The organism is Agromyces sp. LHK192 (assembly GCF_004006235.1).
GTDB lineage: Bacteria > Actinomycetota > Actinomycetes > Actinomycetales > Microbacteriaceae > Agromyces.
This window is the reverse complement of sequence record NZ_CP034753.1, coordinates 599914-612220: the sequence shown is the minus strand read 5'-3', so window position 1 is coordinate 612220 and position 12307 is coordinate 599914. Positions and strand designations below refer to the sequence as shown.

The following is a 12307-nucleotide window of genomic DNA, read 5'->3' as shown; positions in this document are numbered from 1 at the left end:
AGGCGAGGTTACTGCGAGACGTCCTCACCGAAGTACTTCTCGCCGATCTCGGCGAGCGTGCCGTCGGCCCGGAGTTCGTCGAGTGCCGCGTCGATCGCCGCGACGAGCGCCTCCTTGTCCTTCGTCAGCGCGAAGGCGCTCTCGGTCGGGTCGGTCTCGGCGACGGCCTCGAGCTTCGCCTCGGGGTGCTCCTTCACGTAGTCGAGGAACGTCAGCCGGTCGTTCACGGTGGCGTCGACGCGGCCCTGCTCGAGCAGCGCGACGGCCTGCGCCCAGCCCTCGACGGCCTCGACCGTGGCGCCCGCCTCCTCGGCGAGCGTGTAGAAGTTGCTCGTCAGCGACTGCGCCGTGGTCTTGCCGGCCAGGTCGTCGAAGCTCGAGATCGAGGTGTCGCCCTCGTTCACGACGACCACGCTCGGCGAGACGGTGTACGGCGACGAGAAGAGGTACTGCTCCTCGCGCTCGGGGTTGATCGAGACCTGGTTGGCGATCGCGTCGAATCGGCCCGCCTCGAGGCCCGCGAAGATCGCGTCCCACTGGGTCTCCTGGAACTCGATCTCGAGGCCGAGCTTCTCGGCGACCGCCTCGGCGATCTCGACGTCGTAGCCGATGAGGTCGCCCGAGCCCTCGTCGTGGTAGCTGAAGGGGCGGTACGTGCCCTCGGTGGCGACGGTGAGCGTGCCGGCCTTCACGAGACCGTACTCGTCGCCGGATGCGCCGGCCCCGTCGCCCGAACCGCCCGAGCCCGAACCGCTCGAGCACGCGGCGAGCCCGATCACGGCGGCAGCGGCGGCGGCGATGCCGATGGCGGTGCGGATGCGTCGGGCACGGGTCATGATGGCTCCTTCGTGGGGAATCTGCGGGCTTCCGGCCGGTGGGCGGAACGACCTGCGAGCGATGATCGTCGCCCGCGGAGGTTCCAGTCCAGCACGGGCGTTCTCCAGAACCCAACCGGATGACGCCGTGTGGCATTCCCGGCGGTATTCCGCGCGCGGCATATCGCGTCGAAGCAGCCCTTCGCAACCCCTCCAGCCGGATTCCCAGCGATCGCTAGCGTGACGGACGTCGCGGGATCCCTCCCGCGTCGCGGTGCCCCCCACACCACACGGAAGGCTGTCATGATCACCCTGACCTGGCTCCTCATCATCGCCATCGCCGGCGGCGTCCTCGCCCTCATCGACGGGATCCTGCGCGTCCGCGGACGCGGCAACTCCGTCATCGGCATCATCGAGATCGTCGTCGCCGCGCTGTTCCTGCTCTCGCTGTTCGTCCCCGGCATCCCTTGGGGCCCGCTCGTGCTCGCGGTCGCGCTCATCGTGGTCGTCGTGATCGGCCTCGTGTTCCGCGGCCGGCAGGGCATCGGCCTCACCATCGGCGCGCTGGCGCTGCTCGCGTTCTACGTGATCCTCGTCAACAAGTGGCTGGTCATCCCCGGCATCAACTGAACGGCTGTGCACCCATCACGTATTCAGGACCACAGCCCCGTCAGGCCCATATGGAGGCCGACGGGGCTGTGGTCCTGAAAAGGTGCGGCGTCAGAACGGTCAGAACGCGCTGAGCCCCGTCAGCTCGCGGCCGATCACGAGCTGGTGGATCTCGTCGGTCCCCTCGTAGGTGCGCACGGACTCGAGGTTCGCGGCGTGCCGCATCACGGGCCACGCGTTCGTGATGCCGTCGCCCGCGAGGATCGACCTGGCCTCGTGCGCGATGCGCAGCGCCTCACGCACGCTGTTGAGCTTGCCGACCGAGATCTGCGCGGCCGTCAGCGCGCCGCGCTCCTTGAGCCGGCCGAGATGCAGCGCCAGCAGCACGCCCTTCTCGACCTCGACGAACATGTCGGCGAGCTTCGCCTGCGTCAGCTGGTTCGCGCCGATCGGCTTCCCGAAGACCTCGCGCGTGATCGAGCGCTCGAGCGCCGCCTCGAGGCACGAGCGCGCGGCCCCCATGGCACCCCAGACGATGCCGTACCGCGCCTCGTTGAGGCATCCGAACGGGCCGGAGAGCCCGGATGCCCCGGGCAGCAGCGCGTCGGCGGGCACCCGCACGCCGTCGAGTTCGACGTCGCACTGCACCGACGCGCGCATCGACAGCTTGCCGTCGATCGGCGTGGCCGTGAAGCCGGGCGTCGACGTCGGCACGAGGAAGCCGCGCACCGCGCGGGCACCCTCGCCGTACGCATTCGCGCCGCCCTCGCCCGACGCGTCGTCGACGCGGGCCCAGACGACCGCGACGTCGGCGAGCGACGCGAGGCCGATCCACCGCTTCGCACCGTCGAGCACCCACTCGTCGCCGTCGCGGCGGGCGACGGTCGTCATCGCCGCGGGGTCGCTGCCGCCCTGCGGTTCGGTGAGCGCGAAGCACCCGATGAGCTCGCCGGCCGCCATGCCGGGGAGCCAGCGCTGCTTCTGCGCCTCGGAGCCGTACTTGTGGATCGCGCTCATCGCGAGCGAACCCTGCACCGACACGAACGTGCGCCAGCCGGAGTCGGCGGCCTCGAGCTCGAGGCAGACGAGGCCGTACGCGACCGCCCCGGCGCCGGCGCATCCGTAGCCGGTCAGGTGCATGCCGAGGAAACCGGCCCGGCCGAGCTCGGGCACGAGCTCGCGGCGGAAGTGCTTCGCCTCGAAGTCGTCCTCGATGACGGGGAGGATGCGCTCCTGCGCGAAGGCCCTGGCACGATGCTGCCAGTCTCGCTCGTCGTCGGTGAGCAGGGCGTCGAGGTCGAAGACCGCGTCGATGCGAGGCGCGGCGGCCGGTCGCGGCGAGGTCGGTTCGGCTGCGTCGGTCATCGGTCGTCCTTCCGGGTGGTGAGCCAGTCGGCGCCGGCGTGCTCGTCGAGCGCGGGCGGCGGAGTGCGGTGGTCTGCAGGCGTTCGCGACAGCCCGATCGGGTCGGAGATGGAGCGGCGGCCGTCGAGGTCGACGACGGGGTCGAGGCCGAGCGCCTCCGCGTACGCGATGGCCTCGCCGATGTCGTTCACGAGTCCGGCGGGAACGCCGGCTTCGGCGAGCCGCGCCACCCAGTCGCCGGCGTGGCGGCCTGCGAGCGCGCGCTCGAGCTCGGCGGTGAGGGCGTCGCGATGCGCCACGCGCGACTCGTTCGTCGCGAAGCGGTCGTCGTCGGCCAGGTCGTCGCGACCGAGCGCCGCGGCGAGCGCCCCGAACTGGCGATCGTTGCCGACCGCGAGCACGAGTTCGCGGTCCGCCGCGCGGAACACGGCGTAGGGCGAGATCGACGGATGCCGGTTGCCGAGCCGCGACGGCGGTGTCCCGGTGGCGAGGGTCGAACCGGCCTGGTTGGTGAGGGCGGAGAGCAGTCCGTGCAGGAGGTTCACCTCGACGCGCTGCCCTGCGCCCGTGCGATCGCGCTCGCGCAGCGCGAGCAGGATGCCGGCGACGGCGTTCTGGCCCGCGACGACGTCGACGAGCGCGACCCCGGCCTTCACCGGTTCGCCGTCGGGATGCCCCGTGATCGACATGAGGCCGCCGACGGCCTGCACGAGCAGGTCGTACCCGGCGAGGCCGGCTCCGCCGCTCGACCCGAACCCGGTGATCGAGCAGTACACGAGACCCGGGTTCTGCACCGCGAGGTCGTCGTACCCGAGCCCGAAGCGCGTCATCACCCCGGGCCGGAAGTTCTCGACGAGCACGTCGGCGGTCGCCGCCAACCGGCGTGCCTCGGCGAGCCCGGGCCCGGTCGCGAGGTCGAGCACGATCGACCGCTTGTTGCGGTTGACGCTGCCGAAGTACGTCGCGGTGCCCGAGGCGTCCACGGGCGGGCGCCACGCGCGCGTCTCGTCGCCGCCGGGCGGCTCGACCTTGATGACGTCGGCGCCGAAGTCCGCGAGCGTCATGGTCGCGTAGGGACCTGCCAGCACCCGCGAGAAGTCGGCGACGCGGACGCCGCCGAGTACGCCGTCGGGCATCCGTGCCTCCCTCGCCGAGCCGAGCGGTCATCCCGCCACGCGACACGATACCGACCCGACGTGCGCCGGAGACCATGTACGCCGTGTCGATTCGCACCACGAGATCCACCCGATCGGCGAATGCGTCGCCGGCCCTCCGCCGTAGGCTTGGGGCAGGTGTGCAACGTCGTCACCGGCCGGTCGACGACCCCAACGCAGCTTCGGAAGAGGAACGCCATGAACTACGCCGTCACCAACCCCGCGACCGGACAGGTCGTCGCGACCTACGACACCATCACCGACGACGCGCTGCAGGCGAAGATCGCCGCGGCCGCCGAGGCGCACCGCGCGTGGGCGAAGCAGACCACCGTCGAGGACCGCGCCGCGCTCGTGCGCCGGGTCGGCGAACTGCACGTCGAGCGGCGTGACGAGTTGGCCGAGCTGATCGTGCGCGAGATGGGCAAGCCGGTCGAGCAGGCCCTGGGCGAGGTCGACTTCGCCGGTGCCATCTACGAGTACTACGCCGACCACTCGGCCGACTTCCTCCAGGACGAGGAGATCACGCTCCTCGACGGCGAGGGCTCCGCGATCGTGCGCCGTTCGTCGCTGGGCGTGCTGCTCGGCATCATGCCGTGGAACTTCCCGTACTACCAGGTCGCCCGCTTCGCGGGCCCGAACCTCATCATCGGCAACACGATCCTCCTCAAGCACGCCGAGCAATGCCCCGAGTCGGCGGCGGCGATCGAGCGGATCTTCCTCGACGCCGGGTTCCCCGAGGGCGCGTACGTCAACCTCTACGCCTCGCACGAGCAGATCGAGACGGTCATCGCCGACCCGCGCGTGCAGGGCGTGTCGCTCACGGGCTCCGAGCGCGCCGGCTCGGCGGTCGCCGCGATCGCGGGCAAGCACCTGAAGAAGGTCGTGCTCGAACTCGGCGGCTCCGACCCGTTCATCCTCCTGTCGACCGACGACCTGGACGCTGCCGTGCAGAACGCCGTGGACGCCCGCCTCGACAACAGCGGGCAGTCCTGCAACGCCGCCAAGCGCTTCGTCGTCATCGACGACCTGTACGAGCCGTTCCTCGAGAAGTTCACCGCGAAGCTCGCCGAGGTCGAGGCGACCGACCCGACCTCCCCCGACTCGGCGCTCGGCCCGCTGTCGTCGCTCAAGGCGGCCGAGGGCCTCGACGACCAGGTCAAGCGCGCCGTCGAGCACGGCGCCACGCTCGTGCACGGCGGAGCGCGCGACGGCGCCTTCTTCCAGACGACGGTCCTCACGGACGTCACGCCCGAGAACCCGGCTTCGAAGGAGGAGTTCTTCGGGCCGGTCGCCCAGGTGTACCGCGCGACCGACGAGGCGGACGCCGTGCGCATCGCGAACGACATCCCCTTCGGCCTCGGCTCGTACGTCTACACGACCGACCGCGAGCAGGCGCTGCGCGTCGCGGACGGCATCGAGGCCGGCATGGTGTTCGTGAACGTCGTACTCGCCGACGGCGCCGAACTGCCCTTCGGCGGGGTCAAGCGCTCGGGCTCGGGCCGGGAGCTCGGCCGCTTCGGCGCCGACGAGTTCGTGAACAAGAAGCTGATCCGCATCGGCTGAGTCGCACACGGCGGGACGGATGCCCCGGAGCGCGCGCTCCGAGGCATCCGTCGTCTCCGGGCGCGTCGCTCGTGGGATAGCCTCGCGACGTGCGGCGACGGATCCGGGTGGTGGTGCAGGGGCACGTGCAGGGTGTCGGCTATCGGTATGCGACGCGGCGGCAGGCGCGGCGCCGCGAGCTGAGCGGCTGGGTGCGCAACCTGCCCGACGGGTCGGTGGAGTCCGAGGTCGAGGGCACGCCCGAGATGGTCGCGTCGATGCTGCGCTGGTTCCACGCGGGCCCGCCGGACGCGGTCGTCACGTCGGTCGACCGCGAGGAGCTCGCCCCGCAGGATGAACCTGGGCCGTCGGATGCTGCGGGCGAGCCTCCCCCCGAGTTCCGCATCCTCCGCTGACCGCTGCGACGACCGCTGACCGCGGGGACGACGAAGGGCCCGCCGGTGACCGGCGGGCCCTTCGGTGCGGCGCGGGGCCGCGAGCGAGTACGAAACTCAGATGGCGTTGACGTCCAGCGGGATGCCGGGGCCGAACGTGGTCGACACGGCGCCCTTCTGGATGTAGCGGCCCTTCGAGCTCGACGGCTTGAGACGCAGCACCTCTTCGAGGGCAGCCTTCAGGTTGTCATCGAGCTGGTCCTGCGAGAACGAGGCCTTGCCGACGACGAAGTGCACGTTGGCGTGCTTGTCGACGCGGAACTCGATCTTGCCGCCCTTGATCTCCTCGACGGCCTTCGCCGGGTTCGGGGTCACGGTGCCGGTCTTCGGGTTCGGCATGAGGCCGCGCGGGCCGAGCACCTTGCCGAGACGACCGACCTGGCCCATGAGCTCGGGGGTCGAGACGGCCGCGTCGAACGAGGTGTAGCCGCCGGCGACCTTCTCGATGAGCTCGGCGCCGCCGACCTCGTCGGCACCGGCCGCGATCGCAGCCTCGGCCGCGGGGCCGGTCGCGAACACGATGACGCGGGCGGTCTTGCCCGTGCCGTGCGGGAGGATGACGGTGCCGCGCACCATCTGGTCGGCCTTGCGGGGGTCGACGCCGAGCTTCAGCGCGACCTCGACGGTCGAGTCGAACTTCGCCGAGCCGGTCTCCTTGGCGAGGGCGACGGCCTCGGACGGTGCGTAGTACTTGCCGGCCTCGATCTTGTCGGCCGCGGCCCGGTAGGCCTTGGACTTCTGTGCCATGTTGGTTCTCCTTGCGAGAGTGTGGTCATCGCGCCTGGCGGGCGCTGCCACGAGTGAGAGTTCTGGTGTCGGATGCCTCGACGCGAGGCGTCCGGAGGTCTTATTCGACCGTGATGCCCATCGAACGAGCGGTGCCGGCGATGATCTTCGACGCGGCGTCGAGGTCGTTCGCGTTGAGGTCGGCCATCTTCTGCTCGGCGATCGCGCGGACCTGGTCGGGCGAGATCTTGCCGACCTTGGTGGTGTGCGGGACGCCCGAACCCTTGGCGACGCCGGCGGCCTTCTTGATGAGCTCCGCGGCGGGCGGGGTCTTCAGGACGAAGGTGAACGAGCGGTCCTCGTAGACGGTGATCTCGACGGGGATCACGTTGCCGCGCTGCGACTCGGTCGCCGCGTTGTAGGCCTTGCAGAACTCCATGATGTTCACGCCGTGCTGACCCAGCGCCGGACCGATGGGCGGTGCGGGGTTGGCGGCGCCGGCGTTGATCTGAAGCTTGATCAGACCAGTGACCTTCTTCTTCGGTGCCATGATTTCTCTCTTTCTGATCGAACGCCCGGGAGCCCGGGCACTCTCCCGCGAGCCCGGCGGTTCCGGGTCGCGGTGGATTGGGGAGGCAGCCCGCGCGAAGCGGGCAACCGGTCAATGATAGCGGAGGATTCCTCCGAGCGTGCTGGGCATGCGAACGCCCCGGGCGCGGCCCGGGGCATCCGACGCGTTACAGCTTGGTGACCTGGTCGAAGCTGAGCTCGACCGGGGTCTCGCGCTCGAACAGCGAGACGAGCACGGTGAGCTTGCCGCTCTCGGGCTTGATCTCGTTGATCGTGCCGGGCAGGCCCGCGAACGAGCCGTCCTTGATCGTGATGGTCTCGCCGACCTCGAAGTCGATCTCGGCGACCGCGGCGCGAGCCGCGCCGGTCGACGCGGCGGCCTTGGAGCCCTTGGCGGCCGGGGCCTCCTTGGGCTCGACGAGGCTCTTCAGCATGCCGAAGGCCTCTTCGAAGCGCAGCGGGGTCGGGTTGTGCGCGTTGCCGACGAAGCCGGTGACGCCCGGCGTGTGGCGGATGACCGACCAGCTGTCCTCGTTGAGCTCCATGCGGACGAGCACGTAGCCGGGGATGCGCACGCGGGTGACCATCTTGCGCTGGCCGTTCTTGATCTCGACGACGTCTTCCATCGGCACTTCGACCTGGTAGATGAAGTCGGCCATGGCCATGGACTCGCGGCGCTGCTCGATGTTCGCCTTGACCCGGCGCTCGAAGCCCGCGTACGAGTGGATGACGTACCACTTGCCCGGCAGGAACCGCAGCTCGGTGCGGAACTCCTCGTACGGGTCGTGGTCGTGGTCGGCCTCTTCGTCTTCGACGGCTTCGACGGAGGCCTCGGCCTCTTCGGCGGAGTCGATGTCGAGGGCGTCGTCGACGACCGCGTCGGCCTCGGGGTCGGCCGATTCGGCGATCGCGTCGAGGACAGCGTCGAGGTCGATGTCGTTGCCCTCGTCGTCGACGACGTGCACCGCACGGTGCTCGGCAGGCTCGACCGACTGCTCATCGTGCTCGAGCGACGCGCCCTCCTGGGCCTCGTCGTCCTCCGAGGACTGCTCGGCCGCGGTCGCCCAATCGACGTCGTCGCGATCGTACTTCGTCACTTCGTTGATCCTTACTCTCTCGCCGGATCGGAGACCCGATCCGGGATCCCGCTTCGGCGCCGAGGCCCGATCAGACGCCCGGCGTTCCGAAGACGTACAGCACCAGCAGGCCGGACAGCTGGTCCAGCCCCCACACGATCGCCATCATGATGACGACGAATACGAGCACCACGACCGTGTAGCTGAACAGCTCCTTGCGGGTCGGGGTGACGACCTTCCGCAGCTCCGCGAACACCTGCCGCATGAACAGGGCGATCCGGGAGAACGGGTTGCGCTTCGCCGCGCGCTCGCGCTTGGCGTTGGCGACGACGTCCTCGCTGGGTTCGTCGATGACTTTCCGGGCCACTCGTATTTCCCTTTCGGTGGGCCGGCGTTGCCTGCCGGCTCGCAGGGCGGACAGGACTCGAACCTGCAACCTGCGGTTTTGGAGACCGCTGCTCTACCAATTGAGCCACCGCCCTTCAGGGGATGTACACCCCTGAGGTGTCGCTTCCGAACGCACCGCTCCAGACCGTTTCAGGCATGGAGAAGCTTGGTCGGCGTCGCAACCTCAGCAAGTCTAGGCGACGGATGCCCCGCCGCCAAACCGGCCCGGACGCCGCGGCCGGCGCCGGGCGCTCCGCCGTAGATTGGAGCAGGATGCCGCACGTGCACGTGCGGGCGCGGAGGCATCCGTCGATCGGAGGGACGATGGCCAACGACCGGGCGGCACGCCGCGTGCCGGAGCCGAGCAGCAGCGTGGACGTGGTGGGCGAGCACTCGCAGTTCCGGCTCGACCTGGAGCGCGTGCGCTTCTCGCCGTACTTCTCGCGGCTGTCGGCGGTGACGCAGGTGATCGCGCAACCCGGCGCCGGCCCCCTGATCCACAACCGGCTCACGCACTCGATCAAGGTGACCGCCGTCGCGCGCGCGATCGCGGTCGCGTTCCCCGATACGTCCCGGGATGCCGCGCGCCTCGCCTCCGACCACGGCTGCGACGCGGTCGTCGTGCAGGCCGCCGCGAGCGCGCACGACCTCGGGCATCCGCCGTTCGGGCACCTCGGCGAGCGCGTGCTCGATCGGCTGGCCCGGGAGGAGCTGGGCCTCGCCGACGGCTTCGAGGGCAACGCGCAGTCGTACCGGATCCTCGCGACGCTGGACGTGACCGAGGAGTCGCCGCACGGGCTGAACCTCACCGCGGCCGTGCGAGCCGCCGTCGCGAAGTACCCGTGGACGCGGTTCGCCGACGTCTCGCCGCTCGCCGGCGGCCGGCTGCCGCGGGGGATGCGTCGGGCCGCAGGCGGCGTCGACATCGGCAAGTTCTCGGCATACGACCTGGACGCGGTCGACCTCGCCGACGCCCGGCGCGGACTGCCGGCGTTCCAGCAGTCGCTCGAGTGCTCGATCATGGACCTCGCCGACGACATCGCGTACTCGATCCACGACGTCGACGACTTCTACCGGGCGGGACTGCTCAGCCAGGGTGCGGTCGCGCGCGAGTTCCGCGGCTGGCTCGACGGGGCGGCCGGGCTGCGCGACCTCGCCGACGCCGACCTCGCGCGTCGGGGCGCACCGGCGGGGGCCGCGCTCGAGGGCCTGCGGCGCAAGCTCGTGCGCAGCGATCCGTGGATCGCCGACGCCGACGCGTTCGCCGCGGCCGTCGACGTCGTGGCCGACGACCTCGTCGACGGGCTGCTCGCCTCGCCGTTCGACGGCTCGATCGCGTCGGAGCGCGCCCTCTCGTCGTTCACGAACCGGTGGATCAACCACCTGCAGACCTCGGTGGTGCCCGCGCCGGCCGACGAACCGCGGACCGGCCTCGTGATGCTCGACCGACTCGCCTGGCACGAGGTCGAGGTGCTGAAGTTCGTGCACCGCCACTTCATCCTCGACCGCGCCGACATCGCGATGTACCAGCGGGGCCTGAGCCGGGTGCTGACCCGCGCGGTCAAGGGGCTCACCGCCTGGGTCACCGACGACATCGACCGGCACCGGGTGCCCGAGCGGCTGCGCGAACTCGTCGAGCTCGCGAGCGAGGGGTACGCGCGCGTGCGTGCGGCCCGACCGGAGGGGGTCCCGGTGCCCGAGGCATCCGACATCGCCCGCCTGGGCGTCGGCCGCGGCGTCGTGGACTACATCGCCTCGCTCTCCGACGACCAGGCGCTCGCGGTGTCGGAGGCGATCGACGGTCGTCCCGACCGGCTGTGGGACATCGGGCAGAGTCTCTAGAAGCCTGCGACGCCTCAGCGCGCCAGCAGGGCGCGGACCGTCGCCTCGGGGTCGGCCGATTGCAGCACGCTGAGCCCCATCCGCAGCATCAGCACCTGCGACGAGGCGACATCTCCACCCGAGACGATCCGGCCCGCGATGCCCGCGCGCTCCCAGATCAGCACGTACTCGAGCGCCAGCCGGTTGAGCGTCGCTCCGGGTTCGCCGCCCTGCGTGCGGATCATGCCGAGCTGCACACCGCAGAGCGCGCCGAGGTCGTCGCCGAGCATGCTCGTGCTCCGCGCGGGGAACGACCGGTCGTGGAGGGGCGCGAACGCCTGCCGGAACAGCAGGGTGGCGACGTGCACCGGGTCGGCGTTCCAGACGCCTTCGACCCCGGCGAAGATCGGCGACGGCGCATCCATGGCCGCACGCTACTCGTCGCGGGGCCCTGCGGCGACACCCGAACGGGGCGCCCGTCGGTCAGCCGTCATGTTCGCCGTGCACGGATGCCGCGGCGGTCGGTGCGTCCTAGGCTGTACGGGTGACCGAGAAGCGCCGCCTGTCCGCCCGTATCGCCGCCATCGCCGAGTCCGCGACCCTCAAGGTCGATGCCAAGGCCAAGGCACTCCAGGCCGACGGTCGCCCCGTCATCTCGTACGCGGCGGGTGAACCCGACTTCGCGACGCCCGCGCACATCGTCGAGGCGGCCCTCGCGGCCGTCGCCGACCCGAAGAACCACCGGTACACGCCGGCCGCGGGCCTGCCCGACCTGCGCGAGGCGATCGCCGCGAAGACGGCGCGCGACTCGGGGCTCGAGGCATCCGCTTCGCAGGTCATCGTGACCAACGGCGGCAAGCAGGCCGTCTACCAGGCCTTCCAGACCCTGCTCGACGACGGCGACGAGGTGCTCGTGCCGACCCCGTACTGGACCACGTACCCCGAGGCGATCAAGCTCGCCGGCGGCGTGCAGGTCGACGTGTTCGCGGGCGCCGACCAGGGCTACCTCGTCACCGTCGACCAGCTCGAGGCCGCGCGCACCGACCGCACGAAGGTGCTGCTGTTCGTCTCGCCGTCGAACCCGACCGGTGCGGTCTACTCGCCCGAGCAGGTGCGCGAGATCGGCGAGTGGGCGCTCGAGCACGGGATCTTCGTGATCGCCGACGAGATCTACCAGAACCTGACGTACGCCGACCTCGACACCGAGGTGGGTGCGCCCGGCCCGCGTGCGGTCTCGATCGTCGAGGCCGTCCCGGCGCTCGCCGAGCAGGCGATCCTCGTCAACGGCGTCGCGAAGACCTACGCGATGACGGGGTGGCGCCTCGGCTGGATGGTCGGCCCGGCCGACCTGATCAAGGGCGCCGCGAACCTGCAGTCGCACCTCACGTCGAACGTGTCGAACATCTCGCAGAAGGCCGCGCTCGCCGCCCTCACGGGGCCGCAGGAGCCGGTCGAGGAGATGCGCCGCGCATTCGACCGCCGTCGGCGCACGATCGTCGCCGAACTGTCGAAGATCGACGGGTTCACGGTGCCGGTGCCGCAGGGCGCCTTCTACGTGTACCCCGACGTCACGGGCCTGCTCGGCCGGGAGTGGGGCGGCGTGACGCCGACCACGTCGCTCGAGCTCGCCGACCTCATCCTCGAGCGGGCCGAGGTCGCCGCGGTGCCGGGCGAGGCGTTCGGGCCGTCGGGCTACCTGCGCTTCAGCTACGCGCTCGGCGACGGGGCGCTCCTCGACGGCGTGCAGCGGCTCCAGCGCCTGTTCGGGTAGCGGGCTCGGGTAGCCT

General features: G+C 70.8%; 13 protein-coding genes and 1 tRNA gene. 5 read left to right on the top strand and 9 right to left on the bottom strand.

All coding sequences use genetic code 11. The features are described 5' to 3' along the window. Window positions 1-8: 8 nt before the first annotated feature. On the bottom strand, window positions 9-836 hold the full coding sequence (locus ELQ40_RS02770) for an amino acid ABC transporter substrate-binding protein (protein WP_127792302.1): 828 nt from the start codon (window positions 834-836) through the stop codon (window positions 9-11). 282 nt (window positions 837-1118) lie between these two features. On the opposite strand from ELQ40_RS02770, the gene ELQ40_RS02765 reads away from it, so the two are divergent. Further along, the gene (locus tag ELQ40_RS02765; RefSeq protein WP_127792301.1) at window positions 1119-1445 is read left to right on the top strand and encodes a hypothetical protein; all 327 of its coding nucleotides are present in this window, start codon (window positions 1119-1121) and stop codon (window positions 1443-1445) included. A gap of 99 nt (window positions 1446-1544) precedes the next feature. Here the strand turns inward: ELQ40_RS02765 and ELQ40_RS02760 are convergent, their stop codons facing one another. Together ELQ40_RS02760 and ELQ40_RS02755 are read right to left on the bottom strand one after the other, a co-directional pair. After that, a complete protein-coding gene (locus ELQ40_RS02760; protein ID WP_127792300.1) occupies window positions 1545-2789 on the bottom strand; it encodes an acyl-CoA dehydrogenase family protein in 1245 nt (414 codons plus the stop codon). Continuing rightward, window positions 2786-3925: a CaiB/BaiF CoA-transferase family protein gene (locus tag ELQ40_RS02755; RefSeq protein WP_127792299.1), complete on the bottom strand. Its 1140-nt coding sequence runs from the start codon at window positions 3923-3925 to the stop codon at window positions 2786-2788. The genes ELQ40_RS02760 and ELQ40_RS02755 overlap by 4 nt, the downstream gene beginning before the upstream one ends. A gap of 216 nt (window positions 3926-4141) precedes the next feature. Between ELQ40_RS02755 and ELQ40_RS02750 the strand changes: the two genes are divergently transcribed. Further along, window positions 4142-5506 carry an NAD-dependent succinate-semialdehyde dehydrogenase gene (locus ELQ40_RS02750; RefSeq protein ID WP_127792298.1) on the top strand — a complete coding sequence of 455 codons (1365 nt, stop codon included), beginning with the start codon at window positions 4142-4144 and terminating at the stop codon, window positions 5504-5506. Window positions 5507-5595: 89 nt separating this feature from the next. Further along, window positions 5596-5901, top strand: a complete 306-nt coding sequence (locus tag ELQ40_RS02745) for an acylphosphatase (RefSeq protein ID WP_127792297.1) — start codon at window positions 5596-5598, stop codon at window positions 5899-5901. A 96-nt stretch (window positions 5902-5997) separates the two neighbouring features. On the opposite strand, the gene rplA is transcribed toward ELQ40_RS02745, so the two are convergent. From rplA to ELQ40_RS02720, 5 genes are all read right to left on the bottom strand, one after another. Then, window positions 5998-6687, bottom strand: coding sequence for a 50S ribosomal protein L1 (rplA, locus tag ELQ40_RS02740; RefSeq protein WP_127792296.1), 690 nt, complete (start codon window positions 6685-6687; stop codon window positions 5998-6000). A gap of 100 nt (window positions 6688-6787) precedes the next feature. Further along, window positions 6788-7216, bottom strand: a complete 429-nt coding sequence (gene rplK, locus ELQ40_RS02735; protein ID WP_127792295.1) for a 50S ribosomal protein L11 — start codon at window positions 7214-7216, stop codon at window positions 6788-6790. A gap of 187 nt (window positions 7217-7403) precedes the next feature. Continuing rightward, window positions 7404-8333, bottom strand: coding sequence for a transcription termination/antitermination protein NusG (gene nusG / locus ELQ40_RS02730; RefSeq protein ID WP_127792294.1), 930 nt, complete (start codon window positions 8331-8333; stop codon window positions 7404-7406). A 70-nt stretch (window positions 8334-8403) separates the two neighbouring features. Then, complete coding sequence (gene secE, locus ELQ40_RS02725) at window positions 8404-8679, bottom strand: preprotein translocase subunit SecE (RefSeq protein WP_127792293.1); 276 nt, start codon at window positions 8677-8679, stop codon at window positions 8404-8406. A 42-nt stretch (window positions 8680-8721) separates the two neighbouring features. Further along, window positions 8722-8794: transfer RNA gene (locus ELQ40_RS02720), tRNA-Trp, on the bottom strand. Window positions 8795-8972: 178 nt separating this feature from the next. On the opposite strand from ELQ40_RS02720, the gene ELQ40_RS02715 reads away from it, so the two are divergent. Next, on the top strand, window positions 8973-10541 hold the full coding sequence (locus tag ELQ40_RS02715) for a deoxyguanosinetriphosphate triphosphohydrolase family protein (protein WP_205649413.1): 1569 nt from the start codon (window positions 8973-8975) through the stop codon (window positions 10539-10541). A 14-nt stretch (window positions 10542-10555) separates the two neighbouring features. Here the strand turns inward: ELQ40_RS02715 and ELQ40_RS02710 are convergent, their stop codons facing one another. Continuing rightward, on the bottom strand, window positions 10556-10945 hold the full coding sequence (locus ELQ40_RS02710; protein ID WP_127792292.1) for a hypothetical protein: 390 nt from the start codon (window positions 10943-10945) through the stop codon (window positions 10556-10558). A gap of 119 nt (window positions 10946-11064) precedes the next feature. Between ELQ40_RS02710 and ELQ40_RS02705 the strand changes: the two genes are divergently transcribed. Further along, window positions 11065-12291 carry a pyridoxal phosphate-dependent aminotransferase gene (locus ELQ40_RS02705; RefSeq protein ID WP_127792291.1) on the top strand — a complete coding sequence of 409 codons (1227 nt, stop codon included), beginning with the start codon at window positions 11065-11067 and terminating at the stop codon, window positions 12289-12291. Window positions 12292-12307: the final 16 nt, after the last annotated feature.

What these genes read in the sequence shown, in the direction of transcription:
- ELQ40_RS02770 (WP_127792302.1), bottom strand. Translation starts at nt 836, where the DNA reads ATGACCCGTGCCCGACGCATCCGCACCGCCATCGGCATCGCCGCCGCC.
- ELQ40_RS02765 (WP_127792301.1), top strand. Translation starts at nt 1,119, where the DNA reads ATGATCACCCTGACCTGGCTCCTCATCATCGCCATCGCCGGCGGCGTC.
- ELQ40_RS02760 (WP_127792300.1), bottom strand. Translation starts at nt 2,789, where the DNA reads ATGACCGACGCAGCCGAACCGACCTCGCCGCGACCGGCCGCCGCGCCT.
- ELQ40_RS02755 (WP_127792299.1), bottom strand. Translation starts at nt 3,925, where the DNA reads ATGCCCGACGGCGTACTCGGCGGCGTCCGCGTCGCCGACTTCTCGCGG.
- ELQ40_RS02750 (WP_127792298.1), top strand. Translation starts at nt 4,142, where the DNA reads ATGAACTACGCCGTCACCAACCCCGCGACCGGACAGGTCGTCGCGACC.
- rplA (WP_127792296.1), bottom strand. Translation starts at nt 6,687, where the DNA reads ATGGCACAGAAGTCCAAGGCCTACCGGGCCGCGGCCGACAAGATCGAG.
- rplK (WP_127792295.1), bottom strand. Translation starts at nt 7,216, where the DNA reads ATGGCACCGAAGAAGAAGGTCACTGGTCTGATCAAGCTTCAGATCAAC.
- ELQ40_RS02715 (WP_205649413.1), top strand. Translation starts at nt 8,973, where the DNA reads ATGCCGCACGTGCACGTGCGGGCGCGGAGGCATCCGTCGATCGGAGGG.
- ELQ40_RS02710 (WP_127792292.1), bottom strand. Translation starts at nt 10,945, where the DNA reads ATGGATGCGCCGTCGCCGATCTTCGCCGGGGTCGAAGGCGTCTGGAAC.